Annotated in this window: 28 protein-coding genes, 2 riboswitches and 1 other annotated feature; of the genes, 16 read left to right on the top strand and 12 right to left on the bottom strand. The window is 39.0% G+C overall.

Annotated features, from left to right (window positions below; all coding sequences use genetic code 11):
- Positions 1–33: 33 nt before the first annotated feature.
- The 3 genes from G532_RS0105895 to G532_RS0105885 all read right to left on the bottom strand — a co-directional run bounded on the left by G532_RS0105895 (position 34) and on the right by G532_RS0105885 (position 2,644).
- Positions 34–474 (bottom strand): cell wall hydrolase, encoded by a 441-nt coding sequence (locus tag G532_RS0105895; protein WP_027963965.1) that lies wholly within the window; start codon positions 472–474, stop codon positions 34–36.
- 160 nt (positions 475–634) lie between these two features.
- Positions 635–1,552, bottom strand: a complete 918-nt coding sequence (locus G532_RS0105890) for a pseudouridine-5'-phosphate glycosidase (RefSeq protein WP_027963964.1) — start codon at positions 1,550–1,552, stop codon at positions 635–637.
- Between the two features lie 3 nt (positions 1,553–1,555).
- A complete protein-coding gene (locus tag G532_RS0105885; RefSeq protein WP_027963963.1) occupies positions 1,556–2,644 on the bottom strand; it encodes a carbohydrate kinase in 1,089 nt (362 codons plus the stop codon).
- Positions 2,645–2,873: 229 nt separating this feature from the next.
- Here G532_RS0105885 and G532_RS0105880 point away from each other — a divergent pair, with 229 nt between their 5' ends.
- Together G532_RS0105880 and G532_RS0105875 are read left to right on the top strand one after the other, a co-directional pair.
- Entirely contained in the window at positions 2,874–3,071 is a 198-nt protein-coding gene (locus tag G532_RS0105880) for a DUF378 domain-containing protein (protein ID WP_027963962.1), read from the top strand.
- Positions 3,072–3,338: 267 nt separating this feature from the next.
- A complete protein-coding gene (locus G532_RS0105875) occupies positions 3,339–3,941 on the top strand; it encodes a GNAT family N-acetyltransferase (RefSeq protein ID WP_051189080.1) in 603 nt (200 codons plus the stop codon).
- 64 nt (positions 3,942–4,005) lie between these two features.
- On the opposite strand, the gene G532_RS0105870 is transcribed toward G532_RS0105875, so the two are convergent.
- A complete protein-coding gene (locus tag G532_RS0105870; protein WP_027963960.1) occupies positions 4,006–4,878 on the bottom strand; it encodes a MerR family transcriptional regulator in 873 nt (290 codons plus the stop codon).
- 130 nt (positions 4,879–5,008) lie between these two features.
- On the opposite strand from G532_RS0105870, the gene G532_RS16025 reads away from it, so the two are divergent.
- The 5 genes from G532_RS16025 (at position 5,009) to G532_RS0105845 (ending at position 11,317) form a co-directional block, all read left to right on the top strand.
- Complete coding sequence (locus G532_RS16025; protein ID WP_156882548.1) at positions 5,009–5,158, top strand: hypothetical protein; 150 nt, start codon at positions 5,009–5,011, stop codon at positions 5,156–5,158.
- Positions 5,159–5,249: 91 nt separating this feature from the next.
- Positions 5,250–6,206, top strand: coding sequence for an AAA family ATPase (locus G532_RS0105860; RefSeq protein ID WP_027963959.1), 957 nt, complete (start codon positions 5,250–5,252; stop codon positions 6,204–6,206).
- Position 6,207: 1 nt separating this feature from the next.
- Entirely contained in the window at positions 6,208–7,473 is a 1,266-nt protein-coding gene (locus G532_RS14860) for a DUF58 domain-containing protein (protein WP_051189079.1), read from the top strand.
- Positions 7,473–9,707, top strand: coding sequence for a DUF4129 domain-containing transglutaminase family protein (locus G532_RS0105850; RefSeq protein WP_027963958.1), 2,235 nt, complete (start codon positions 7,473–7,475; stop codon positions 9,705–9,707). The genes G532_RS14860 and G532_RS0105850 overlap by 1 nt, the downstream gene beginning before the upstream one ends.
- A gap of 40 nt (positions 9,708–9,747) precedes the next feature.
- Positions 9,748–9,849, top strand: a riboswitch (purine riboswitch).
- A 130-nt stretch (positions 9,850–9,979) separates the two neighbouring features.
- Positions 9,980–11,317, top strand: a complete 1,338-nt coding sequence (locus G532_RS0105845; protein ID WP_027963957.1) for an NCS2 family permease — start codon at positions 9,980–9,982, stop codon at positions 11,315–11,317.
- On the opposite strand, the gene G532_RS14855 is transcribed toward G532_RS0105845, so the two are convergent.
- Positions 11,273–11,755 carry an Hsp20 family protein gene (locus G532_RS14855; RefSeq protein WP_051189078.1) on the bottom strand — a complete coding sequence of 161 codons (483 nt, stop codon included), beginning with the start codon at positions 11,753–11,755 and terminating at the stop codon, positions 11,273–11,275. The two genes, G532_RS0105845 and G532_RS14855, sit on opposite strands and share 45 nt — an antisense overlap.
- Positions 11,756–11,842: 87 nt before the next feature.
- Between G532_RS14855 and G532_RS0105835 the strand changes: the two genes are divergently transcribed.
- Positions 11,843–12,409 (top strand): DUF2179 domain-containing protein, encoded by a 567-nt coding sequence (locus G532_RS0105835; protein WP_027963956.1) that lies wholly within the window; start codon positions 11,843–11,845, stop codon positions 12,407–12,409.
- Positions 12,399–12,569, top strand: coding sequence for an NETI motif-containing protein (locus tag G532_RS15820; protein WP_084500579.1), 171 nt, complete (start codon positions 12,399–12,401; stop codon positions 12,567–12,569). The genes G532_RS0105835 and G532_RS15820 overlap by 11 nt, the downstream gene beginning before the upstream one ends.
- A gap of 35 nt (positions 12,570–12,604) precedes the next feature.
- On the opposite strand, the gene G532_RS0105825 is transcribed toward G532_RS15820, so the two are convergent.
- The 3 genes from G532_RS0105825 to G532_RS0105815 all read right to left on the bottom strand — a co-directional run bounded on the left by G532_RS0105825 (position 12,605) and on the right by G532_RS0105815 (position 14,432).
- Positions 12,605–13,015, bottom strand: coding sequence for a DUF3021 domain-containing protein (locus G532_RS0105825; protein ID WP_027963955.1), 411 nt, complete (start codon positions 13,013–13,015; stop codon positions 12,605–12,607).
- Positions 13,005–13,466 (bottom strand): LytTR family DNA-binding domain-containing protein, encoded by a 462-nt coding sequence (locus G532_RS0105820; RefSeq protein ID WP_027963954.1) that lies wholly within the window; start codon positions 13,464–13,466, stop codon positions 13,005–13,007. The genes G532_RS0105825 and G532_RS0105820 overlap by 11 nt, the downstream gene beginning before the upstream one ends.
- 726 nt (positions 13,467–14,192) lie before the next feature.
- Complete coding sequence (locus G532_RS0105815) at positions 14,193–14,432, bottom strand: YgaP family membrane protein (RefSeq protein ID WP_027963953.1); 240 nt, start codon at positions 14,430–14,432, stop codon at positions 14,193–14,195.
- Between the two features lie 77 nt (positions 14,433–14,509).
- On the opposite strand from G532_RS0105815, the gene G532_RS0105810 reads away from it, so the two are divergent.
- The 3 genes from G532_RS0105810 to G532_RS0105800 are packed head-to-tail and all read left to right on the top strand — an operon-like array spanning position 14,510 to position 17,696.
- Positions 14,510–16,255 carry an adenine deaminase C-terminal domain-containing protein gene (locus tag G532_RS0105810; RefSeq protein WP_027963952.1) on the top strand — a complete coding sequence of 582 codons (1,746 nt, stop codon included), beginning with the start codon at positions 14,510–14,512 and terminating at the stop codon, positions 16,253–16,255.
- A 43-nt stretch (positions 16,256–16,298) separates the two neighbouring features.
- Positions 16,299–17,381 (top strand): DUF3048 domain-containing protein, encoded by a 1,083-nt coding sequence (locus G532_RS0105805; protein ID WP_027963951.1) that lies wholly within the window; start codon positions 16,299–16,301, stop codon positions 17,379–17,381.
- Between the two features lie 15 nt (positions 17,382–17,396).
- Positions 17,397–17,696, top strand: coding sequence for a YerC/YecD family TrpR-related protein (locus tag G532_RS0105800; protein ID WP_027963950.1), 300 nt, complete (start codon positions 17,397–17,399; stop codon positions 17,694–17,696).
- 205 nt (positions 17,697–17,901) lie between these two features.
- Here the strand turns inward: G532_RS0105800 and G532_RS0105795 are convergent, their stop codons facing one another.
- From G532_RS0105795 to G532_RS0105785, 3 genes are all read right to left on the bottom strand, one after another.
- Entirely contained in the window at positions 17,902–18,108 is a 207-nt protein-coding gene (locus tag G532_RS0105795; RefSeq protein ID WP_027963949.1) for a DUF6366 family protein, read from the bottom strand.
- A gap of 69 nt (positions 18,109–18,177) precedes the next feature.
- Positions 18,178–18,528 carry a fluoride efflux transporter CrcB gene (gene crcB / locus G532_RS0105790; protein ID WP_027963948.1) on the bottom strand — a complete coding sequence of 117 codons (351 nt, stop codon included), beginning with the start codon at positions 18,526–18,528 and terminating at the stop codon, positions 18,178–18,180.
- Complete coding sequence (locus G532_RS0105785; protein WP_027963947.1) at positions 18,528–18,926, bottom strand: fluoride efflux transporter FluC; 399 nt, start codon at positions 18,924–18,926, stop codon at positions 18,528–18,530. The genes crcB and G532_RS0105785 overlap by 1 nt, the downstream gene beginning before the upstream one ends.
- Before the next feature lie 76 nt (positions 18,927–19,002).
- Between G532_RS0105785 and G532_RS0105780 the strand changes: the two genes are divergently transcribed.
- Together G532_RS0105780 and mgtE are read left to right on the top strand one after the other, a co-directional pair.
- Positions 19,003–19,815 carry an undecaprenyl-diphosphate phosphatase gene (locus G532_RS0105780; RefSeq protein WP_027963946.1) on the top strand — a complete coding sequence of 271 codons (813 nt, stop codon included), beginning with the start codon at positions 19,003–19,005 and terminating at the stop codon, positions 19,813–19,815.
- A 46-nt stretch (positions 19,816–19,861) separates the two neighbouring features.
- Positions 19,862–20,028, top strand: a riboswitch (M-box (ykoK) riboswitch).
- Between the two features lie 604 nt (positions 20,029–20,632).
- Positions 20,633–21,997 (top strand): magnesium transporter, encoded by a 1,365-nt coding sequence (gene mgtE / locus G532_RS0105775; protein WP_342662647.1) that lies wholly within the window; start codon positions 20,633–20,635, stop codon positions 21,995–21,997.
- Positions 21,998–22,034: 37 nt separating this feature from the next.
- Here mgtE and G532_RS0105770 read toward each other — a convergent pair whose 3' ends face one another.
- Complete coding sequence (locus G532_RS0105770; RefSeq protein ID WP_027963944.1) at positions 22,035–23,417, bottom strand: glycine--tRNA ligase; 1,383 nt, start codon at positions 23,415–23,417, stop codon at positions 22,035–22,037.
- Between the two features lie 60 nt (positions 23,418–23,477).
- Positions 23,478–23,659, bottom strand: a binding site (T-box leader).
- 154 nt (positions 23,660–23,813) lie between these two features.
- Between G532_RS0105770 and pcrB the strand changes: the two genes are divergently transcribed.
- On the top strand, positions 23,814–24,521 hold the full coding sequence (pcrB, locus tag G532_RS0105765) for a heptaprenylglyceryl phosphate synthase (RefSeq protein WP_027963943.1): 708 nt from the start codon (positions 23,814–23,816) through the stop codon (positions 24,519–24,521).
- On the top strand, positions 24,522–26,759 hold the full coding sequence (pcrA, locus tag G532_RS0105760) for a DNA helicase PcrA (RefSeq protein ID WP_211220355.1): 2,238 nt from the start codon (positions 24,522–24,524) through the stop codon (positions 26,757–26,759).
- The last annotated feature ends 11 nt before the right edge of the window (positions 26,760–26,770 follow it).

Genomic DNA, 26,770 nt, shown 5'->3' with positions numbered 1-26,770 from the left:
CACTTTTATATTTTCTGTAGCCCTTGCTTCTTATTAATAACCATAAACGCTTTCACATGTATCTGGGATGGGTTCGTAATAACAATGTTGCTTGTATTGTCCTGTAAATGGTTGACCGTGCCATGTAGTAGGACAAACTTCATAGGGATTAAAATACCATAGAGCATACATGGCAGGGTGCTGCCTCCAGAACTTTACTGCTTGCCGTGCTAATTTTTTCTCTATGCCTCTTGCGGGTTGATAAAATAAATCTCCTTTTTGAACTGCTTCAAAGGAATAATTTCCACCTTGAACTTGAAAAATGGCATCTCTAATCGACCTTACATCATCAAAATCTAAACAATCAGCTTTTGTTCGATTTACAATTACATTCCCAACCATAAGCATCCCTAGTTGTCCTTCACCCTCGGCTTCAGCCCTCATCATCCTTGCCATTAAACCAATGTCTTTTTCTGTGTATGCTACTCTCGACAAAATTATCACCTCTATATCATTTGTATGATATGGAGCTAATAAAAATGTAAGATTTACAACTTTTATAGGTTGGCATTTATTCTTACTGAAAAAAGTTCGGATGATCGATTTCTGATCATCCGAACTTTATTATTTGCTGAAGCTTGTAATTGTATGTGGTTTAGGATCTGGCATCACTATATGCTTTGGCAATTTTACCTGCGACTTCAGCATTATGATAAACAAGTGCTAAGTTTGTTTCTAAGCTTTTTCCATCTGTTAGGGACTTCACTTTGCTTAAGATGAATGGAGTTACGTCTTTTCCCGTAATGTTCGCTTCTTTTGCTTCTTTTAATGCAAGCAAAATGACTTCTTCTATTTGATTGAAATCCATTGCTGCTGCTTCTGGTACAGGGTTGGCAATGACTGCTCCGCCATTTAGTCCTAGATCCCACTTTGTGTGAAGCGTTTCTGCCACTATTTCTGGCTGATCGATTTGATAATCTACACCGAATTCACTTTCGCGCGAGTAGAAAGAAGGGAATGTGTTGGTTTGATATCCGATGACAAGTACCCCATTTGTTTCAAGGTATTCCAGTGTTCTTCCGATGTCTAAAATCGATTTCGCACCAGCACAAACAACGGCAACATTCGTCTGGGCAAGTTCTGTTAAGTCTGCAGATACATCCCACGTCATTTCTCCTTCACGGTGAACGCCGCCTATACCACCAGTCGCAAACACGTGAATGCCTGCAAGTTCAGCTGCGATCATCGTGCCGGCAACCGTCGTAGCACCGATTTCTTTTGTAGCGATTACGTAAGCGAAATCTCTGCGGCTAACCTTGTGAACGCCTTCTGTTGTGGCAAAGGTGTTTAGCTCATTTTCTGTTAGACCAATTTTTATTTCTCCATCCATAATTCCGATTGTCGCTGGAACAGCACCTTGGTCGCGAATAATTTGTTCGGCTTTTTGAGCCATCTCGATATTTTGAGGGTAGGGCAAGCCATGGGAAATAATCGTTGATTCTAGCGCTACAACAGGTTGGTTATTTTTTAATGCTTCTTCTACTTCTTTTGTATAAGTGATGTATTGTTTCATAAATTAAAACTCCTTTGCTAATTGTGTAATTTGGTTTGGGTGTAAATTTTCTGTGCATGATTGACTCGACTGTAACGTAAGTAAAGCACTTGCCATGCCGAGTTTGCATGTTTCTTTTAAGGTTTGATTATTTATAAATCCGTAAATGAATCCTGCGGCAAAAGCATCTCCAGCACCCGTTACGTCAACAACATCGACGTTTTTAGACGGGATCAGCCCATGCCTTTCGTCAGAATAATAATAAATACCTTTTTCACCTAAAGAAAGGATGACTTGGTTGACACCTTTTGAGGTGATCCGTCGACAGGCCTCAGGATAATCTGCTTCGGATGAAATCGAAATTCCAGATAGCGTTTCTGCCTCGTCTTTATTTGGAAAAATGGTATGAATTCCTGATAGGTCATGAGGTAATTTTTCCGCTTTGATGGAAGAAACAGGGTCTAAGAATAAGGCGATTCCTTTTAGCGCACATTTATGAATGAGCATTTCAAGGCTTTCTTGTGGAATGTTTGTATCTACAAAAATCGCGCTAGAATGGGAGATATATTTCCATTTTGCCTCTAACATGTTGGTACTCACATGATTATAAATCTCCATGTCAGCCATAGAAACAACGAGCTCTCCATCTTCATTTAAAAACGCAGTGTAAGTACCTGTTCTGCTTTCTGGGATGGTAATAATTTGGCTTGTATCAATTCCTAGATCTTGAGACGATTCTTTGATCCAATCTCCTTCCTTATCAGCACCGACAAAGGTAGATAGATGAGGTTGGAGATTAAGTTGAGCTAAATTTTCCGCTACGTTACGTGCTACTCCACCTAATGACTCTTGGGTGGTAACAGGGTTAGAAGTTTGCATGCGAACTTTTTGAAGGGAATATGCTTTCCGGTCAATATTCGCACCTCCAATGCACGTTACAACCGGCTGCTCGTTTAAAATATAAGCTCTCCCTTTTATTTCACCAGCTTCTATTAATTTTTTAATATAATTAGCGACTGCTGGACGGGAAATGCCAATTTGAGTCGATAACTCTTGCTGAGAAATATAAGGATTTAAGCGAATCTGCTGCAAAATTTGTTGCTCCTTGTTCAAGGGATCCCCTCCTTTGAGGTTATTTTAACAAAAGTTTAACATATAAACTTTTGTTTGTTAAGTATGTAGTGATGGGCTATTTTTAAGAATGTGCATAAAAATTAGGTTACTGGAGAAAAATACATTTGAAATTATTTTTTCCGATTTTTGGTTTAATGTTACTGAAATTCGGTTATATAAAAAGTGTACAATAATTATACAAAGAATAAATGGAAAGGAAGTGTTTTTCATGAAAGGTTTAAACGTATTAGCACTAGTATTAGTTATTATAGGTGGTTTAAACTGGTTACTAGTTGGTCTGTTTGAATGGGATCTAGTAGGTGGAATATTCGGAGGAATGGACGCAGCATTCCCACGCATTATTTATGTAGTAGTCGGTTTAGCAGCAATTTATTGCTTAACTCTTATTGATAAAGTTAGACGTTAAGATGATTAGGAAGCCTCGCCATCGCGGGGCTTTTTATTTTTGGATTAGAGATATCAGCAGTTGAATGAATATATCAGCGTTCGTCATGGGATATCGGCGGTTGAATGAATATATCAGCTGTCACCGCGTGATATCGTCGGTTGTGTGAATATATCAGCGTTCGCCATGAGATATCGTCGGTTGAATGAATATATCAGCGGTCGCCGAGGGAAATCAGCGATTGAATGAATATATCAGCTGACACCGTGAAATATCAGTGGTTGTATGATGTATTCGTTTTTAGAAGTAAGTTATGATACAATCCATGTTAAATTAGTATCTTTTTGGAAGTGGGGAGTAAGTGTGAAGGATCATTTGAAACTTGTATCTATTGAAGATATTAACGAGGAGCAGATTAGAGATTTTTACGATGATTGGAAGGCGCATGGGGAGCGGATTACCCCATCTGGATTGCGTAGTTATCCGGATGATTTTGAGTCGTTTCAAAGGGAGTTGGCACTCGAAGATTCTGGTGAAGGTTTAAAGCCTGGAAGAGTGCGAAATGGTACATATTTTTTACTGCGTGGAAATTCGGAAATTGTTGGTGCGACTAATATTAGATATGATTTAACGGAAGATTTGGAAGCTACTGGTGGGCATGTTGGATATGGTGTGAAGCCGTCCGTTCGGGGGAGAGGATACGCGACATATATTTTAAGAAAAGCACTTGGGATCTTAAAGCAAGAAGGGGTTGAGCGAGCTTTAGTTGCTGTAAATTCTGATAATCTTCCTTCTGAAAAAGTGATTAAAAATAACGGAGGAAAGCAGGCGGAATCTGTAACCGAACCGTGGGGAAATATCGTGGATCGTTATTGGATTGATTTAAATTAAAAATATATCCAACCACCAACTAATCCTAATAAAAAACCTGCCGCTTCCTCGCGACAGGTACATATTAAATAAGTGACTCTAGCCAATGATCCCAAGATTGATGTGATTCATCTAAGTAGGTAACGCCTTCGATTTTCTCACCTTGTTTGCTTCCTGCGCCGCCTATAACAAATTTTAATAGTGGGTTCACCGCTTTCATGCGTTCGACGTATTCTTTGATTTCCGCGTGTGTTTCTTCACTTGTAGTTGAGAAACACACGACTTGAATCTGTTGAGTCATCAGTAGTTCTTCCAATCCCTCATATGGGGTGTTGGAACCGAGATAAACGACTGGGCAGCCATTTTCGCGTAATACTAATGAAAAAAGCAATAAGCCTAATTGATGTTCTTCGTTACGTGGGCATAATGCCATCACTTGTGGAAGGTGCTTTTTCGTCGGGAACACTCGGAAAAAATGGTGGAAACGCTGATGAATGATTTGGGTAATCATATGTTCATGTGCGACCGACAATTCTTTACGTGCCCATGCTTCTCCAACTCGCTTCATGACAGGTGCAATAATCGAAAAGAATACTTCTTTATGGTGGAATTGGGCGAAAAATAAGTCGAGTGTCTGTTGGATCTCTTCTTCGTCACTTCTTACTATTGCTTGATAAAGAACTTGTTGTTGTTGTTCGTATGATGATGCGGAAGCTATTTGTATAGGTTCCTTGCGTGATTTTTTTTCTTCTTTTAAGAGACTAACTGCTTGGCTAACTTTAATGCCTTGATCTACTTGTTTTTTAATCCAAATTAAATCATGTACATCTTCTTCTGAATAGAGACGATGTCCGGATTCTGTTCGCTGTGGTGAAATAGCTTCGTACCTTTTTTCCCAAGCGCGGATGGTAACAGTAGGCATATCTAGCATGTTGGCTACGGCTTTTATGTTGTACATCGTCTTCACTCTTTTCTGTTGAATGTATAATAATAATAGCATAATATTGTATAAAGTGTATACATAGTCTGTTACCCTGTTATATCCCCGGTCAAACAGGCATTGATCTATTCTTAAAAAGGAGAATTCCATGGAGCGTTGTTTTTGTTATGAAAAGTTTAAAGATGGTTTGCCAAAAGATTTTAAGCCAAATTGCTTTAAAGAAGACTGTAGGAATTACCGTCAAAATATGCGAGCACTTGGTTATGACATACCAGAACCAAAAAATCGAAAGGACTAAGGCGAAATTAGTCTTAAATTATCCAACTTTACTGCTTTTTATAGTATGATTAAATAAGACAAAAAGTTATGACAATTTAGGAGGTATTTGGATGACCCAGCAAATGATGAACCAACAGTCTAAGCTAGATCAACTGTTTGAAAATATGGAACGTGTGATGGTCGGTAAAAGGGATGCGATTGAATTAACTTTAGTGGCCTTATTTGCAGGTGGACATGTGCTTTTAGAGGATGTACCTGGAGTAGGGAAAACGATGCTTGTTAGGGCACTTGCGAAGTCTTTGGATTTAGATTTCAAACGCGTGCAATTTACACCTGATTTATTACCTTCAGATGTGACTGGAGTTTCTGTTTATAATCAAAAAAATATGGAATTTGAATTCAGACCTGGTCCTATCATGGGGAATATTGTGCTAGCTGATGAAATCAATCGTACGTCTCCTAAAACGCAGTCAGCTTTATTAGAAAGTATGGAAGAAAGTCATATTACAGTAGATGGCATGACGATGGCTTTAAGTCGACCGTTTTTTGTCATGGCTACTCAAAATCCGATCGAATATGAAGGGACTTATCCATTACCGGAAGCTCAGTTGGACAGATTCTTATTAAAGTTACACATGGGGTATCCTGCGAAACAAGAGGAAATGGTAATGCTTGATCGAACCTCTGCTGGTCATCCAATTGATACGCTTACTTCTGTGATGAGCAAGGAAGAATTGATGGAGCGTCAACGCCAAGTGAAAGAGATTCATGTAAGTGATTCAATTAAACGTTACATCGTAGAAATTGTTTCCAATACACGTAAACACTCGTTGATCCAATTAGGTGCAAGTCCGCGTGCTTCGATTGCTTTAATGAAAGCAGCCCAAGCGTATGCTTATATTCAAGGAAGAGATTATCTTCTTCCTGATGATGTGAAGTATTTAGCCCCCCACGTTTTGTCCCACCGTTTATTATTGAATTCAGAAGCGAAATTCCAAGGAGAGAGTGCACCTTCTGTATTAGAAGATGTTATTAAAAAGACGGTTGTGCCGGTAGAAAGAGGTTAATATGCTACGTTCTGTTACGTATATATTAAGAATTCTATTTGTTGTTCTTTTGTTGGGAACGTTGTTTTCGTATGCGATGTTTCAAGGTGGATTTGTAAGTTGGTTTTTATTTTATGGTTTCTTACCAATTTTGATCTATTCGTTTTCGATGTTTTTCTTTCCTATAAAAGCATTGAAAATCAACCGTGCGTTATCTAGTACGTATGCAAGTGCTGGTAGTAATGTACAAGTAACAATTGAAATAAAAAGAAGGCTTCCGTATCCGTTGTTTTATTTGATTATAGAAGATGAGTTACCTGAAACAATGGACTGGAGTGATACAAGACATCATAAGTACAATTTCCTTAAACAACCTCATATGCTTAAAAATCGTGATTTAAATAAAGCGGTTATCTTTCCGTGGTTTAAAAGAAGAATAACCTATACTTATGAGGTCCCAGCTGTTCCTAGAGGGAAGCACTATTTCCGTCAAACATACCTATCCACTGGTGACGCATTCGGGTTAGTAAAGAAAAAACGAGTGTATCAGGTTCCGACGGAGATCTTTGTTGAACCTGGTGAAGTGAAAATGCAAATTAATCAAGAACGTTCTACTTTTGAAGACGGGCAGCAATCTGCCTATTCCGTGAAAGCAAACCATACAACAGTAGTATCGGGGATTCGGGATTATGCACCGGGAGATCAGGTGTCTTGGGTAGATTGGAAAACAACTGCTCGCAAACAGAAACTAGTCACAAAGGAGTTTGAAGAGGAAAAACATAAAGATTTAACGATTATATTTAACGGAATCAAGCAGTCCCAGAAGGATTGGTTAGCATTCGAAGCAACAGTGGAATTAACGCATGCCCTATTAGAAACGTCGATCCGAACACATGGGAATGTGAATTTTGTCATTCTAGGTGCTGGTCGAGAAGCTATTGAACTTGGGAGAAATCCACAAGTGAAAGAACGGGTTGTTTCCTTGTTAGCTAGTATACAAATGGTGGAGGGGAGTTCCTTTTATCAACAGTTACAAAGGGAAGCCTTTCACTTATCTAAAGATCAAAATTTAATTGTCGTTAGTCATTTCTTAACAAAGGAAATGCATGATAGTTTACTATTAATCAATCAATCTAATATTGAAGTCGAAGTTTATCTGGTTTCTAGTAAGGAGCTTTTATCAACAGAACAAAAAGAGTGGATGGACAGACTGAAACGTTCTGGTGTGAAGTTGATTTGGTTAAATGAAGATAATTTGACGAAGAAATACATTGAGGTGAACGCGTAATGCGTTTGAGGTCAGAACACGCAAACCAATGGATGGATGTAATCTTATACGTAGGTGCTATGTTGTTGATGCTCGAGTGGATCTATCCACTAGAGCAAGTGACAGATACGGGGAATGCACAAATCTTCTTTATCTTTGTGGTGTATTGCTTTTTGTTAACGCTAATCTACATACCTACTTGGCTAACAGTGATACTAAAGTTATTTGGTGTCTTTTTTGTCATGCATGCTTTGTTTTATGATTTGCCACTATTGTCTTTGGAGTGGATTGGACTTGTATTTGAGGACATTCGTGGAAATATCGGGGAGTTATGGGGACAGAATTGGGACGCCTTGACTCCATCTTTTCGAACGCTGTTATTTTTAGTTTTACTATGGATGCTTAGCTATTTGTTATACTACTGGTTTGTCATTGTGAAGCGTCCATTTCCTTTTGTTCTACTAACAATCGTTTATATCACTTTGTTAGATACGTTTACTGCAATGGACGGGACGAATGGGATTATACGTACTTTTGTCATTAGTATAATTATTTTAGGTCTCGCGAATTTACATCGAATCATTGATCGCGAGCGCTTGAATGTACCTGTGTTAAACTCTGTTACGAAATGGCTCGCTCCAATATTGGCTGTAGTGATTATTAGTGCAGGAATAGGTTATGCTGCGCCAAAGTATGACCCGCAATGGCCAGATCCTGTTCCTTTCTTAGAGGGGGCAGCAGAGAGTAGTTTTGGAGCTGGCGGTGGCGGTGCTGGTACGAACCGAGTTGGTTATGGTGTGAATGATGAACAACTTGGTGGTGGCTTCACTGCGGATCCGACAACGGTCTTTTATGCGGAAGTTAACAATTCGCATTACTGGAAAGTAGAAACAAAGGATGTTTACACCGGTAAAGGGTGGGTGCGTTCCAGTGATGAGTATCAGTATACGGGGGCCGATGCGAACATTAGTGGATTAGAATATTATGGAGAGTCCGTGGAGTTTAATAGTCGTGAAACAACTTTAAAATTTGAAAATCCAGGTAATCTAGATAAAATTCCATATTTATATGGAACCATACAAATTGTGCCTGAAGGAAATGTTACGCACGAATATAGCTCTAGAACAGGAGAACTGTTTTCCCTATTTGAGGGGGAGCGAGTGGTTGCCTCTGAACCTTATTATATGTACTCTGATTTTCCTAGTTTCCCGCAAAACGCAATGCGGGAAGTACCAACCAGCTCAGAAACCGAACAAGATTCTCCTTATTTGAATAACCCAGATTCTTTACCTGATCGAGTGGGCGAATTAGCGGAAGAGATTGTAGCGGATGTCGATGATAATCGTTATGATCAGGCGATGGCGATCGAAGAGTATTTTGAAAACGGTGATTTCGTTTATGAAACAGAAGATGTTCCCAGGCCGGAAGAAGATGAAGATTATGTCGATCAATTTTTATTCGAAACCCAAAGAGGATATTGTGATAACTTTTCGACGTCGATGGTCGTTTTATTAAGGGAACTAGATATACCAGCACGATGGGTAAAAGGGTTTACTGGTGGGGAGTCTGCACCAGATCAAGATGCACTCCCTGACGCTGGGTCGAATGTTTATGAAATCCAAAACAACAATGCCCATTCCTGGGTAGAAGTTTATTTTGATGATGTTGGCTGGGTTCCATTTGAGCCGACAATTGGCTTCTCCAATGAGGCAAGTATTAGCACTGGCGAAGATGTTGATGATTTAATGGACGGAGAAACAGATGATACATTAGACGCTTCCGATGAATCGGAAGCACCTGAACCAGACCAAGGAGAAGAAACAGAGGACACAGACGCAGATGACTCGACAGGCGTTGGTTCTGGATCGGATGGAGGTCTTTCGATTCTTCAGTGGATAGGAATTGTGTTAGTTATTTTAGTGACTACGTTTGTAGTCCTGAAGTATCGTATGCATATTGTTCGGAAATATAGAGAAAGACAATTGAAGCGTGACCGTCAGTTGGAGTCCTTCCCTAAAGCCTATGATACGTTAATCAGAGCGTTAAATAAGAAAGGTTTATACCATGAATCTGGGCAGACGTTAGGTGAATTTGCGAAGAAAGTGGACCGTCGCCTAGGTAATGGAGATATGACGAAAATGACAAGAATTTATGAGCGGTATGTGTACCGGGAAGAGGATGTTCGCGCGTCTCATGAAGAAGTTGTCGAGCTTTGGAATAAATTGATGGATAAAATATTTTCCGAACGTTCTTGACTATTTTAGTGAAAATAGTTAGAGTGTTAGTGTAATTAAAAATAAAATCACTTGAAACACTTGTATAATGTTGGGGATATGGCCCATGAGTTTCTACCGGATTACCGTAAATAATCCGACTACGAGTGATTGTATGTACTTTATTTAAATGTGTGAAGTATATGCAATTCTCCTCGTAGGTACTCTTGTTTCATGCAAGAGTGCTTTTTTTGTTTAATAAAAGAGCTGATTATTTGATCAGTCAACGTTTCAAGAAATGGGGGAGGACAATCATGAAGAAGTATTTTCAGTTTGAGGAATTAGGAACGAATTATCGTAGAGAAATTATTGGTGGAATTACAACATTCTTAGCAATGGCTTATATTTTATTCGTGAATCCATCTGTTTTAACTTTGATGGATGTGGAAGAATTGCCTGCTGGTGTGACTAGAATGGACCCAGAAGCGGTATTTGTAGCAACTGCTCTTGCAGCGGCTGTAGGTACAATTATAATGGGCTTAATTGCAAGATATCCAATTGCACTAGCACCTGGTATGGGGTTAAACGCGTTCTTCGCTTATACGGTTGTTTTACAGTGGGGAATTCCTTGGGAAACTGCATTAGCTGGTGTGTTAGCTTCTGGTCTTATTTTTATTGTATTAACATTAACTGGTATTCGACAAAAAGTTATTAATGCTATTCCAAATAATTTAAAGCTTGCCGTTGGTGCAGGTATTGGTATTTTTATCGCTTTTATTGGTTTAACGAATGTAGGAATTATTGAGGCGGATCCTGCAACATTCTTAACACTCGGGGACGTTACGAACGCTTATACACTTCTTGCAATATTTGGTGTGGTTGCAACGGTTATTTTGCTAACACTTGGATTAAGAGGTGGCGTGTTTTACGGTATGATCATTACTGCCGTTACAGGGATGTTATTTGGTTTAATCAGCCCTCCATCAGGTATGAATGACGTGGTAAGCACGGTACCAAGTCTAGAGCCTACTTTTGGTGCCGCATTTGCGAATTTTGGTGAAATCTTCACTTTGCAACTTTTAGTAGTTATTCTGACATTCTTATTTGTCGACTTCTTTGATACAGCTGGTACACTTGTAGCAGTAGCAACACAAGGTGGAATGATGAAAGAAGGTAAACTTCCACGTGCAAACCGTGCATTATTCTCAGATTCAGCAGCAACGGTAGCAGGTGCAGCTTTTGGTACTTCTACAACAACATCTTATATTGAATCGACAACAGGGGTGAGTGCAGGTGCTCGAACAGGGTTTGCCTCCTTGGTCACTGCGGCGCTCTTTTTACTCGCCTTATTCTTCTCGCCTTTATTGGGGGTAGTTACATCTGAGGTAACAGCTCCCGCTTTAATCATCGTCGGGATTCTTATGGCAGCGAATTTACGTCATATTGAATGGGATAAATTCGAAATTGCTGTACCTGCATTTTTAACAGTAATAGCAATGCCATTAACATACAGCATCGCAACTGGGATAGCAGTAGGCTTCATTTTCTATCCAATCACGATGCTTGTTAAGGGGCGCGGTAAAGAGATCCACCCATCCATGTACGTTCTATTTGTAGTCTTTATTCTTTACTTCATGTTCATCCCAGAATAATTTCTTAGTTGAATCTTGATTAGCTATTTTTACATTTGAATTTTTTTCAAGTGCCTGAACGTCTTTATACAATTCAATCCAAAGAATGCCTTGTTGGTAATAGGCATTCTTCTGGTCTGTTCGTACTTTACAGGGAAGCTCAATCGTCCGGTTGAAGCTTCCTTGTATTATTTCTTCTTGGATGGTTTCAAAGCCTTTTGGTTGCAATCTGATCTCTCCAGTAAGTAAAATGGAATAATCTTGAATTGTACAAGTGATAGATTTTAAATTTTTGAGATTCGGGATTAAACATGCAACGATAATCTCGTATTCTTTTCGAAAAACATTGACAGCTGGAAGATTCGGATTTAGAATACTTTCAAACTCATCCCAAAAAGGCTGACCAAAAAATTGATCCATATTGTCTTTGAAATGATCTAATTTTTGAAGGTTGAACATAGTTTTCACCTATCTTTCACTTCTAGGATATGTAGGCAGAAATGGTGATGTTCCAAATGTGATTTAGAAGAAAGTAAGGAGGCCACCATGTTAGAATCTGGAATAGTTATGTTGTTAATTATCCTATGTGTAAATATCGTTTATGTATCGTTATTAACTGTTCGTTTGATATTCACTTTAAAAGGAAAGCGGTATATAGCGGCAACAGTAGGTGTTTTTGAAATCACGGCTTACACATTAGGTTTAGGTTTAGTGTTAGATAACTTAGACCAAATCCAGAATCTAGTTGCATATGCATTAGGGTTCGGGATCGGAGTAATTACTGGAATGAAGATTGAAGAGAAATTGGCGATTGGTTACATAACTGTAAACGTCATTTCTTCTGATCCAAGTATTCCGTTTACAGAAACATTAAGAAATAAAGGTTATGGTGTAACGAGTTGGTATGCTTATGGAATGGAGGGTGACCGACTAGCTATACAGGTTCTAACTCCAAGAAAATACGAAGTGCTATTATATGAACAAATTAAAGAAATTGACCCGAAAGCATTTATCATCGCTTACGAGCCTCGTCAAATTCACGGAGGGTTCTGGGTGAAAAAAGTGAAAGGAAGTCGATTACAGCGTGAAGAAGAAAAAGTTCATGGTCAGTGATTACCCTTCTGTTGAAGCTTGCTTAAAAGCGATGGAAGAAGAGGGATATCAACCCGTGCGCAGAAATGAGAAGCCGGTATTCCAAGAGATTAAAGGGAAGAAAGAGCCTGAGATTTCTCATCAGGAGATTGTATTTGAAGCAATTAAAATAGAAGAATAAAAGTGATCCCCTCTTATTGGTTAAGAGGGGATTTTTTATGATTTATTGATAGATTTATTTAAACTTTTTTCCTGCTGTTTAAAGTATAGGTACGAAAATGTGTAGAATAAAATATAGATCACTACGAAAATGGTTATACTTATAGCTATTTCTACTGGATCTAAAGGAACCCAACCTGTCATAAATAATGCAATCAGCAAAAAGAATGTAACAGATAGAGAAAAGTGAATGACTGTCTGCTTCATCGTGGACCATTCTTCTAAGTCAAATAGTAAGGATGCTACTCCAAAATAAATCCCGATCAAAATACTTCCCGCAAAATTTAACCAAACTTCAGATAGTGTCACATCAGCATTTTGAACAACTATAATAGTTAACGCGATAAATGTTAAGATACCCGCGAACGAAATCCCAAAAAAACCTCGTCGAATAGCTTCAAATATCATGTAAGTTCCCTCCTTCTAAAGCCTTTTTTAATACGTTCACATACTTTTTAGACACATACTCTTTATTACCTGAAAGAAAGTAGACACAAAGAGTCCCGCGAAAACTAGCTTCAAAACGAGATAATTGATTTATATTACCGATTACCGATTTGGAAAACCGAATAAAACCACTTGCTTCAAGTTGTTCTTCTACTTCATAAAGCTTCATATGGACTTCATATTTCTGAGAGTTTATAACTGCATATATTTTTCTTCCTTCTGCATAAAAGTATTCAATTTCTTCTGGTTGAAGAAGCACCGACTGATCTTCCAATTCGCCAATGACTCTTTTCGGATGTGACTTTTGAATATTTTTCATCAGTGCATCAATGTCTTGAGTCCATTTTTTAGCGCGGATAGTAACCGTCGTTTCATCTTCATAGGATTCATCAATGTCTACATTAATTTTCAATGCGATTCCCCCTTCCATTTTAGTTAACCATATTTTTGCATATATTGCTGAAGCGTTTTTCGAATTTTGCATGAGATGGAAGTTTGGTTACATAAGATGGTGTGGTTGCTGCATGAAATGTTGGGTGGGCGGAGTGAGAGGGGAGAGGTTGTGAGTTGTGGGGACTGCTAAATTTGAGTCAGCGTTGATATAATTGGATGAAGGCTGATAAGTGCAGGTGAGCGCTGATATAATTGGATGAAGGCTGATAAGTGCGGGTGACCGCTGATATAATTGGATGAAGGCTGATAAGTGCAGGTGAGCGCTGATATAATTGGATGAAGGCTGATAAGTGTGGGTGACCGCTGATATATTGAAATGAAAGCTGATATGCTGTAACAAAGGCTGATTTAGGAAGTTGGATAAGCCAAAATTAAGTCTGATATCTCTCTCGTAAAGTTGGATAAAGTTAAATTAAGTCTGATATCTCTCTCGTAAAGTTTGATAAAGTTAAATTAAGTCTGATATCACTCTCGTAAAGTTTGATAAAGTTAAATTAAGTCTGATATCCCTCTCGTAAGTTGGATAAGTCAAAATCAAGTTGGAAATCCCTCCGCTAAGTTGGGTAAGTCAAAATTAAATTGGATATCCCCCCGCTAAGTTCAGTAACCAAAATTTATCTTAATACCCTCCCGCATACATAAAATAAAACCTACCCAACTATAGTCAGGTAGGTTCTGATCGTCTTTATTCTTCTTTTTTAAGTGTGAATTGCAATCGATGTCCTAGTTGTTTTTCGACCATGCTTGTGACTGGGCAGTATTTAACGATGCCTTCTGCTATTTTGGTTGCTGCTAGGATTAAGGCGAGCCAGTATTTTTGTTTCCAGGGGCGACGACTAATTTTTAATGCGGAGAATACTAGTAAAACAAAACCGCATGTGATTCGGATCATAGCATTAACTACGCCGATATTTTGATTTTCCATTTTTTCTCTTCCTTTCACATCTTTAATGTATTAAAATTTTACATAACTACTTGATTCAGTCGATTGGGGGCTAGATGATGAATGAAAATTTATACCGTTGGAGAAATCGCCAACTTCGAGAACATGTGTCTGTGGTTGAGAATCAGTTAGCTCCGACCAAGCTTTTGAAAAATGCTACATATTTAAATGTGTACATGCGAGAATGGGAACGTGCGAATATATGGATTTATGAGGACCGAATTGTATATGTCGGTGATCGTTTGCCTGAAGTTCAATCCTCTACTGAAGTGGTTGATTGTACGGATTATTTTTTAGTACCCGGCTATGTGGAACCTCATGCGCATCCATTCCAGCTTTATAATCCCCAAACTTTAGCAGAATATGCAGTAACAAGAGGTACAACCACGTTAGTGAATGATAATTTAATTTTGTTTTTATTATTAAGAAATAAGAAAGCGTTTTCTTTTCTAGATGAAATGCAGTGTCATCCAGCTTCGATCTTTTGGTGGGCTAGGTTTGATTCTCAATCAGAACTTCGTGATGAAGATGAACGAGTCGATGAAGCGGCAGTGTTGGAATGGTTAAACCATGATGCTGTGATTCAAGGTGGCGAGCTTACGAGTTGGCCGGATATCTTAAAAGATGACGAACGAGGTCTTCATTGGATGCAAGAAACAAGAAGACTTCGTAAAGTGGTGGAAGGTCATTTTCCAGGTGCATCGGAAAATACTTTAACGAAAATGAAATTATTAGGGACAGACGGGGATCACGAATCGATTTCGGGGGAGGATGTTTTAAAAAGAATTCGCATAGGATATTATGCGGGGTTAAGAAATTCTTCCATTCGATCGGATTTGTCTGAAATTATAAAAAGTCTTCTATCACATGAGATTAAAAACTGGGACTACCTGTTCTATACAACGGACGGATCAACCCCATCTTTTTATAAAAGTGGTGTAATCGAACCGCTTATTCAAATCGCATTAGAACTGGGAGTGCCAGTGGTAGATGCCTACAGAATGGCAACTATAAATCCAGCGACTTACTTTGGATTGCGGGAGAGGATTGGTAGTATTGCCCCTGGTCGTGTCGCTCATATTAATTTTCTAAGTGAGCAAACAAATCCATTCCCAGAAGCTGTTCTTGCGAAAGGAAAATGGACTAGATATAAAAATCAACCAGTGCACGAGGAATCAAAGCAAGTTGACTTTGAAAAAACTGACTTAAAACCTCTAAATATCGTGTGGGAGTTGAAAGAAGCGGATTTTACTTTTTCTACACCAATTGGGATGGAAATGCAAAATGACGTTATATTAAAGCCTTATCCTGTTAAATTAGAATCACATACCGACCAACTTTCTGAAACACATGATGAAGCATTTGCTTTATTACTCGACCGGGAAGGGAAATGGCGTATTTCAAGCTATATCAAAGGTTTCACGACGCAACTTGGTGGAATGGTAAGTACGTATTCCAATACAGGCGATTTTATTTTAATCGGAAAAAGAAAAGGTGATATGAAGCTTGCTTTTAATCGAATGAAGGAAATGGGTGGAGGGATTGTTTTGGCACATCAAGGGAAAATTATCTATGAATTACCACTTCCTCTTAAGGGAGCTATGACAGATATCTCCATGGAAAAGTTAATCGGTCAAGAAGAGAAGCTTCAGCAAGTTTTAATCGATTTTGGTTATCGTTTTCAAGATCCTGTTTATACATTATTATTTCTATCTTCCACACATTTACCATATATCAGATTGACCCCAAAAGGATTAATGGATGTGAAGAAAAAGGAGATACTCTTTCCGTCCGTTATGCGTTAAAATAGAAGATAGATAAAAAGTAAAATTAAGGGTGGTCTATGAGATGAGGAAATGGTGGTTAGTTTTAACCGTATTACTGGCTTTCTCCATGATTTTGGTGGCTTGTAATGACGAAGAAGCGGCTGAGGAAGAGGAGCCGGAAGTAGAAGAGGAAGTAGAGGAAGAAGATGCGGTGGAGGAAGAAACGGAGCCGGATGAAGAAGAGGAACAAACGAATGAAGTACCTAGTGAGATGTATCCTCTAACCGGGGAAGGTACGAATGAAGTCGTTGATCACAGAGTCCTTGCTGTACAAATTAATAATCATAAAAGTGCGCGACCTCAAACAGGATTGACTAGAGCAGATGTTGTGTATGAATTTTTGGCAGAAGGAAATATCACACGGCTCGTAGCGTTATTTCATAGTGATATTCCTGAAGTTGTCGGCCCGGTAAGAAGCGCGAGATCATACTACATTGAGACAGCTAAAGCACATGGTGCCATCTATGTTTATCATGGTGCTGCTGATTTTATTGAAGACCAAATCAGAGCTGGCTGGGTAGATAATTTAAACGGAGCATATTACGACGATGATCAATTTTTATTCAAACGTGAATCATTTAGACAAGCTCCTCATAATTCTTACGCGTATTTAGAAAATGCTTATGAAGTAGCCAACCGTAATGATATTCAAACAGAACAAGAAGAGTTTTATAATTATAACTTCTTAAATGAAGGTGACACAGTGGAAGGAGATTCCGCAACGGAAATTGAGTTAACTTATGGAACGTATAACCAAGTTTCTTATAGTTATGATGAAGAGGAGAACTCCTATCTTCGTTCAAGTGATGGAGAAGTTTCTAGAGACTTGAATACAGAAGAACCATTGATGGTAGAAAATGTGTTAATCTATGAAACAGGGCATCGTGTAATCGATGATGAAGGAAGAAGAGAAATTGATATTGAATCAGAAGGAAATGGCTATTTAATTCAAAATGGAGTAGTCCAAGAAATTCAGTGGCGCGCAACGGACGGTGTCATGAAACCATATATCGACGGGGAAGAAGCACCACTCGTAAAAGGACAAACATGGATTAATGTGATTCCTACTTCTCCAGGGCTTTCTGAAATGGTTACATACGAATAAGAAGGAGGAACCAACATGCAAATTGATAAATTAAGAGGAAGAGAATTGGATCAGTTATTTGAAGCAATCTTATCTCTTAAAGACGTAGAAGAATGTTATCGATTTTTCGATGATGCAGCAACAGTCAACGAAATTCAAGCATTGGCGCAACGTCTAGATGTAGCAAGAATGCTACGTGAAGGCCATACGTATCAACGCATCGAAGAAGAAACGAGCGCTTCTACAGCGACAATATCTCGCGTGAAGCGTTGCCTAAATTACGGCAATGATGCTTATGAACTTGTATTAGATCGCATTCATGAAGAAGAGAAATAAATGATGGAAGAGACTAAGCATATTAGAAAATGCTTAGTCTTTTTTTATACTAATTATGTAAGGCTATGCCGGCATACGGAGTTCTCCACCCGCAAATTAAATCTTTCACCCGAATAAGTGGACCCTCCGCCCGCATCAGGAGTTGCTTCGCCGGAATCAGATTCCCCTATGCCGGCAAACGGATTTTTATACCTGAATACATATTTTAATTCGTGAAATATAAAGCTACCATTCCACCAATTGCTAGCACAAGCATAAGAATGATTGTTCCCTTCCAGCCTAAGCTATTCACTAAGTCCACAAGGCTGCCGGTACTGGCGCGGTTAGAAGCATCATTCAGATTTCCAAGAGGATTATCTTTTAACTCTTGTTGTCGCAATCTTTCCCTTTGTCTTTCCGGGTCTTCACTCATTTGTACACCTCCACCTATTAAAAAAACTTCCTCTTAACCAATTTCTAGACTTTCGCGTTTAATTCCTTTTTATTGGAATAGATAAAATCCAAATGCGAATAGTGCTATTGCTCCAACTATACTTAACCCAACATACCAGATAAAATGAGTTAGTCGTTTTGCTTTTATTAAATTCAATGCTTCCATACTAAAAGTAGAGAAGGTTGTGAATGCGCCAAAGAAACCAACTGATATGACAGTCGCTGTAGTGTTTTCATAAGTATATAAACTAAGAAACACGCCAAGTCCTAATGCACCGATTAAATTGATGAGAAGTATAGCAAGTGGAAATTGGTGTTGATCTCTTTTAAGAAATATTCCAATATAAAATCTCGCAATCGCACCCACTGCTCCACCTAAGGCAATAAAAAGTATGTCCATTAGTTTGTTTCCTCCTTAGGGGCAAGTTTATTTTCGACGATTTTATATCCGAAAAACGCTAAAGCAATTCCGCCCGCAGCACTGAGCAGAATATACGATAGAAAAATAAACATTTCACCTTGTTGAAGTAATGTAACAGCGTCTTGAGCAAGTGTTGACATGGTTGTAAAACCACCACAAAATCCAATTCCCAAACCAGCTTTTAGCCAAGTAGGAAAATTTTTAAATAGGAAATAGGCTGTTAAGGCTCCTAATATGAAGCTCCCTAGTAAATTTTCTAGTAGAGTGTCTAAAGGAAAAGCAGCCGTCGTTATATTTATGTACATCGCGTATCGAAGTAACGTGCCACATATTGCCCCGATTGCAATAGCTAGAATAGTTAAAGAATGTTCACGCAATTTAGTCACTCCATTATTGACAATTTCCATACACCGTTTACAATTACTGAAGATAATAAACAAGTAGGAGACATCTATGGAAACTATTATAGCATTTTTTCACTATATCATTCTCGGTTTGGTACAAGGTTTAACAGAACCTCTACCGATTTCATCAAGTGGACATCTTCGAATCGCCCAACACTATTTCGATTTAGCGGTTCCGGATCTTCATGTTGAAGTATTTTTGAACTTCGCTTCGCTTTTAGCCGTTTTTATAGTCTATAAATCTGATATCAGTGAAATTGTTAGAGGATTAATTGCCTATATTAAAACAAAAGGGCAAGAGGGGAAAGCTTCGGTGAGACTCACCCTCCTTGTGATTGTTGGGACGATTCCAGCAGTTGTCATTGGTGGTTTGTTTGCTGACTTTATCGGTGGTTCCCTTACTGCAATCGCTATAGTTGGATTTGCCTTAATTATAACGGGAATTCTTTTATGGCTTGTACGTAATTTGAACGGGGATAAAGAAGAGGGTGACATCACGATTACGGATGCTGTCATCGTAGGTTTTGCGCAAGCAGCAGCTTTAGCGCCAGGCATTAGTCGTTCAGGAGCTACGCTAGTCGCTGCCCTTGCTAGAAAAATCGAACCTGAAGTTGCCTTGAAATATTCCTTTTTCTTATCCATTCCAGTCGGATTTGGTAGTATGATTTTTACATTAGAAGACGTATCAGCAGGCGTAATGAACCCTGAGACAATGTGGTTATACCTTGCTTCCTTTGTGGTTGCTTTGGTCGTCTCCGTGTTTGCAATTAAAGTATTTATACATGTAGTTACAAATGGCAGATTAATTTATTTCGCTATTTATTGTTTTATCGTCGGAGGATCACTCATCCTATTCAATTAAATTGACAAATAGTAACATATTTTTTATCATTAAAAATAACAAATCAAATAATCCTCGTTAGGTGAGGCTCCTGTTTGGAGAAACGCTACTGCCCAAAAACGTCCAAAGACGCCAATGGGTCAGCAGGGACTATCGACATAAGGTAGTTTTTAATGTAGCTGGAATTTTTCCTATGCCATACAGTGCTAAAGCTCAAACGATTGGAGGAAATGCTTTTTCTGAAGCTTATTAATCAAGCATTCTTTTCTCCTTATTGAAAAGAATGCTTTTTTGAATAGGAAGTATGATCATTTCTCCGCAGATTTCTCTGTGGATTTTTTAATTCGTAAATGAAACTGGATTATGAAAAGCGGGTTCCAATCAACCGTCAGGAAGTCCAATCAGCCGTTAGCAGGCTCCAATCGGCCGTCAGGAAGCCCAATCAGCCGTTAGCGGGTTCCAATCAACCGTCAGGAAGTCTAATCAACCGTTAGCAGGCTCCAATCAACCGTGAGGAAGCCCAATCAACTGTTAGCGAGCTGCAATCGACCGTGAGAAAGCTCAATCAACCGTCAGCGGGCTGCAATCAACCGTGAGGAAGCCCAATCAACCGTCAGCGGGCTCCTATCGACCGTCAGGAAGCCCAATCGACCGTTAGCGGGTTCCAATCAACCGTCAGGAAGCCCAATCAACCGTTAGCGGGTTCCAATCAACCGTCAGGAAGCCCAATCAACCGTTAGCAGGCTCCAATCAACTGTCAGAAAGCTCAATCGCCTGTCGCAATCAATCTAAATAACTAGTCCATCACGAAATGGTAGCCAAGGAGGGTTTACACAACATGATGCGCAAATTAAATAAGCAAAATCAATTTAATCAATTGAATGAGTACCTGGGTCATGAGAAAGAGGATGCTTTTAGAGAATCGTTGATGGCTCTCCATATTCAAGATCGAGTCGAATGGTTTCAAAATTTAGACTCGCCTCAAATGCGCAAAATGGTTTATAAGTATTTAACAGCTAAGCAGTTAGCGAATATATTTCAAGGGTTAAAGCAAGAAGAACAAATTCAAATGATGCAAGAGATGAACCGGGAGCAGTGGATTGCAACGTTAAATGAAATGGCTTCTGATGATGTTTCTGATTTTTTAAATGACCTGGAAGAAAGTCAGGTCGTTTCTGTGTTGAATGAAATGGATGCGAAAATGGCTTCTCGCGTGAAGCAGATTCTTGAATATGAATTTGAATCTGCTGGTTCTTTAATGGCTACAGAGTATATTTCATTAAAAACAACAGAGACAATCAGTAAGGTGATGGAACGACTAAGAGAAGAAGGTCCTGATGCCGAAACGATTTATTATTTATATGTAACAGATGAAGCCGGAAAATTAACAGGGGTAATTTCATTAAGAGATTTAATCACTAGCGATCCGGCACAAACGATCTCTGAAATCATGAGTGACCGTGTTGTTTCGGTTCATGTTTCCCAAGACCAAGAAGAAGTGGCGCGCCTAATCCAAAAATATGATTTTCTCGCAGCTCCAGTAGTGAAAGATGATGATGAGCTTGTTGGGATTATTACTGTCGATGATATTTTAGATGTAATTGAAGAAGAAATGACAGAGGATATCGGGGAAATCTCGGCTACTCGTGGTGCCACGGATCCGAACATGAGTGCAATTGACGCAGCGAAAAAGCGAGCTCCTTGGATCGTTATGCTGATGTTCTTAGGTTTGATAACGGCTGAGGTGATTGGTCAATTTGAAGAAACGCTTGAGCAAATTGTTTTATTGGCAGCATTTATTCCTTTGATTATGGACTCAGCAGGGAATACGGGAACCCAGTCATTAGCAGTGATGGTGCGTAACTTGGCAATTGGTTCTTTTGAACGAAAAGATATTTGGAAAGTTCTTCGGAGGGAATTGTTTGCGGGAATGATGATTGGGGTTGGAAGTGCTACTACTTTAGCATTGTTGATTGTGATTTTCTATGAACAAAACTTAATCCTCGCAGGTGTTGTAGGTACTTCTATTTTCTTATCATTAAGTATTGCAACTGTGATCGGCTCGTTTATTCCCCTCATTATTAATAAGTTTAAGATTGATCCAGCCGTAGCATCTGGTCCATTTATTACGACGATTAACGATATTTTAGGACTGTTAATTTACTTTACAATTGCGACATCAATGATTGATTATTTGTTATAAAATAATCCTCCCATCCTATTTGGTGGGAGGATTTACTTTAGTATTGAATTTTATCTCTTAAAAAGCCTTTTAGTTCGCTGATAGGCATACGATTCTGTTCCATTGTGTCGCGATTACGAACAGTGACTTGTCCGTCGTCTTTAGAATCAAAATCGTACGTGATGCAATATGGTGTTCCGATTTCGTCATGGCGACGGTAGCGTTTACCGATCGAACCAGCTTCGTCATAGTCAACCATGAACTCGCCTGCTAAATCTTGGAATACTTCTTGAGCTTCTTCCGATAATTTTTTCGACAGTGGAAAGACTGCAGCTTTATAAGGAGCAACAGCTGGGTGGAAGTGCATCACCGTACGTGTTGATCCATCTTCAAGTTCTTCTTCCTCATAAGCGTCAGTTAAGAAAGATAAGGCTAGACGATCAGCACCTAATGCAGGTTCAATAACATAAGGTACATAACGTTCATTTGTTTGCTGATCAATATATTCCATATCTTCCCCGCTATGTTCTGCGTGTTGTTTCAGGTCAAAGTCGGTACGTGATGCGACACCCCATAATTCTCCCCAACCAAATGGGAATTGGTATTCTAAGTCTGTAGTAGCATTACTGTAATGGGATAATTCATCGTCATCATGGACACGACGGCGAATTTTATCTTCGGTAAGTCCTAAGTTGAGTAACCAGTTATGGCAATAATTTAGCCAATAATCATACCATTCGATTTCTTCTCCTGGTTTACAGAAGAACTCCATTTCCATTTGTTCGAATTCTCGAGTACGGAAAATGAAATTTCCTGGTGTGATTTCGTTACGGAAACTTTTTCCGATTTGAGCAATTCCAAATGGCAGTTTTTTTCGCATCGTGCGTTGCACATTTTTAAAGTTTACAAAGATCCCTTGAGCTGTTTCTGGGCGCATGTAAATCTCATCTGAACTATCTTCCGTTACACCTTGGTGTGTTTTGAACATCAAGTTGAACTGGCGGATTTCAGTGAAATTGGTGGAACCACAATTTGGACATGTGATTTCTTCATCTGCGATCATTTTTTCCAGTTCATCAAAAGGAAGCCCGTCCACAACACGTTCGGCACCTTTCGCCTCAAGGTGAGTCTCAATTAAGTGGTCGGCGCGATGACGCGTTTTACAATCTTTACAGTCGATCATTGGGTCGTTGAAATTCCCTAGATGACCTGATGCTTCCCATGTTTTTGGATTCATTAAAATGGCAGCGTCTAGTCCTACATTGTATGGCGATTCCTGGACAAATTTCTTCCACCAAGCATCTTTTAAGTTCTTTTTTAGCTCTACTCCTAAAGGGCCGTAATCCCAAGTGTTAGCGAGTCCGCCATAGATTTCTGAGCCTTGGAATACAAATCCTCTGTGTTTACAATGATTAACAATATGTTCCATTTCATTAGCCATAATTAGTGGCCTCCTTTAGTATAATAAAAAACTCTCGTCTCTGGACTATTATGTAAATAGCCCAGGGACGAGAGTATGCTTCCCGCGGTTCCACCCTGATTGATCTTTTTAAAAAAAGATCCACTTTCATATGGAAATAACTCCGGATTTCCGTTTCGCTAAAGTATAGCTTCAGGCTTTCACCACCCCTGAATCGCTTTTGCTAGAGAAATTAGCTACTATTGATCCTTCATAGTTAGTTTGATTCATTTTGTTTATTTATCGTAGCATATCTTCGCATGGTTCTCAACATGTAACTAGATTGTAGGAAATCCATTTAGATAAAACGGTGAAAACAGGCATTGATTTTTGATATAATATAGGAATATAGATTAGTTCGTTGGAGGAATCGCAGTGATTGAAGAATACCGTAATTGGCGACACATATTTAAATTAGATCCGAACAAAGAAATTAGCGAGGAAGATTTAGAGAAGTTATGTGAATCTGGAACGGACGCTATTATTATTGGGGGGACAGATGATGTTACGCTTGATCAAACGATTCATTTGCTAGCAAGTGTGAGACGCTACTCTGTTCCTTGTGTCCTAGAAGTGTCAAATGTGGAGTCTGTTACACCGGGGTTTGACTTTTATTTTATTCCGACCGTTCTAAATAGCCAAGATAAAAAATGGATGATTGACTTACATCATCAGGCGATTAAAACATATGGTGAATTAATTGATTGGGAAGAGCTGATGGTGGAAGGTTATATTATGTTGAACCCTGAATCGAAAGCATATCAACATACAAACGCGAACTTACCTACGGAAGAGGATGTCATTGCTTATGCGCAAGTGGCAGAGCATTTATTTCATTTGCCATTTGTATATCTGGAATACAGCGGTACATATGGAGACAGAGCTTTAGTGGAAAAAGTGAAACATGCGGTCAACGAAACTTTAATTGTATATGGTGGTGGAATCACTACGAAACAAGAGGCTACAGAAATGGCGGAAGTAGCAGATATGGTCGTGGTTGGAAATATTATATATGACGATATAAAGGCTGCACTTCGAACCGTACACGCAGTGAAAAAAGTGGATCAAAATGAGGGTGGATTATAGATGAGTTTAACAATGAACGAAATATTAGAATCGATGAATAAAGAACAAAAAGAAGCGGTAAAACATACAGAAGGTCCGTTATTGGTAATGGCAGGTGCGGGGAGTGGGAAAACGCGTGTGCTTACCCATCGTATTGCCTATTTGCTGGCTGAAAAAGGAGTTATGCCATACAATGTGCTAGCGATAACTTTTACGAATAAAGCGGCGAAAGAAATGAAGCATCGTGTGGAGAAGTTAGTTGGCGATGAAGCAAGGGATATCATCATGTCAACGTTCCACTCCCTTTGTGTGCGAATACTTCGCCGGGATGGGGACCGGATTGGAATAAATCGTAACTTTGCGATCTATGATGCAACAGACATGAAAACAGTCGTGAAAGAAGCCCTTAGGATTCAAAACATAGACCCGAAACAAATGGACCCTCGTGCTGTCCTAGGAGCAATTAGTAATGCCAAAAATCAACTGATAACTCCCGCAGTGATGAAGCAGCAAGCAAATAACTATCATGATGAGCAACTTGCCTCTTTATATGAAACGTATCAAACCATCTTACGTAAAAATGATGCGTTAGATTTCGATAGTTTAATTATGGAAACATTCTTCTTATTCGAACGTGTGCCGGAAGTTTTGCGATATTACCAAAATCGCTTCCAGTATATTCATGTGGATGAGTACCAAGATACAAATAAAGCGCAGTATGAGTTAGTGAAAAAGTTAGCTGAAAGATTCCAAAATATTTGTGTGGTAGGAGATTCTGACCAGTCGATCTACAAATGGCGTGGAGCAGACATTTATAATATTTTATCTTTTGAAGAAGACTATCCGAAAGCACGCGTCATTTACTTAGAACAAAATTATCGTTCGACGAAGACGATCCTTCAAGCAGCGAACGATATTATTGAAAATAACAGTTCTCGTAAACCCAAAAATCTGTGGACGGAAAATACAGATGGCATGAAGTTAAAGTTATATCAAGCAAGTGATGAAAGGCAGGAAGCACGTTACGTGATTGATCAAATTCAATCCCTGCAACATGAAGGTCAGTTTGATTATGATGAGATGGCGATTTTATATCGAACCAATGCCCAGTCTCGTGCCATGGAGGATGTATTTGTAAAATCAAATATTCCTTATCAAATTATTGGCGGAACAAAATTCTACGACCGTAAAGAAATTAAGGATTTACTGGCTTATTTGAGATTGATTGCGAATCCAAACGACGACATCAGTTTTATGCGTGTTGTAAACGTACCGAAGCGTGGTATCGGAAAAACGTCGATCGACAAGCTACAGATGCATGCGGAAATGCATGATTTATCGCTGTATGAAGCAACGGGTGATGTTGCTTTAGTTGGTGTGAGTAAAAAAGCAGGTCAAGAACTTCAGTCGTTTCGAAGCATGATTGAAAATTGGAGAAAGCAAGAAGAGTTTTTAACGATTACAGAAATAGTCGATCAGGTGTTAGAGAGAACAGGCTATGAACTCATGCTTAAAAATGAGCGATCGATTGAATCTCAAGGTCGCTTAGAAAACTTAGAAGAGTTTAAAACAGTAACGAAACAGTTTGAAGAAGCGACGGAAGAAGAAAAGCCGTCTTTAGTTACTTTTTTAACAGACTTAGCCTTAATTTCAGATTTAGATAATACAGATGAATCAGATAAAAAGGTTACACTAATGACCTTACACGCGGCAAAAGGGTTGGAGTTTCCATTGGTATTCTTAATAGGTATGGAGGAAAATATCTTCCCGCATAGCCGTTCGATTTTTGATCAAGAAGAAATGGAAGAAGAGCGACGATTAGCATATGTAGGAATTACACGCGCAGAGAAGCAATTGTTTTTATCCTATGCAACGATGCGGACAATTTTCGGGCGGACGCAATTCCATGAGAAGAGTAGATTTATTGAGGAAATTCCTACTGACTTATTGGAACAAGAAGGCGTGTTAGCGGGCTCATTTGGAAATGATTCTTTAGAAGATGCCTTTAATGACTTAGTTGGATCGAGTCAGAAAGAAGAAAGCCATAAGCTTAAACGAAAAGCTCAAAAGATGAAAACGACAGCTCCTTCATCTGATTATCAAGTAGGAGACAAGGTGAAACATAAGAAGTGGGGCGAAGGAACAGTTGTGAAAGTAGAAGGAAGTGGCGAAGAAGTAGAGTTAGATATCGCTTTTCCGGCACCAAGAGGGATCAAACGATTACTAGGTCAATTCGCTCCAATTGAAAAAGTAGAATAACGAGGTGGGCA

Origin of the sequence: Halalkalibacillus halophilus DSM 18494 (assembly GCF_000423105.1) — a bacterium.
In the GTDB taxonomy this organism is placed as follows: Bacteria; Bacillota; Bacilli; order Bacillales; family Alkalibacillaceae; genus Halalkalibacillus; species Halalkalibacillus halophilus.
Note: the sequence above shows the minus strand (reverse complement) of the source record. Positions and strands in the feature narration are given on the sequence as shown.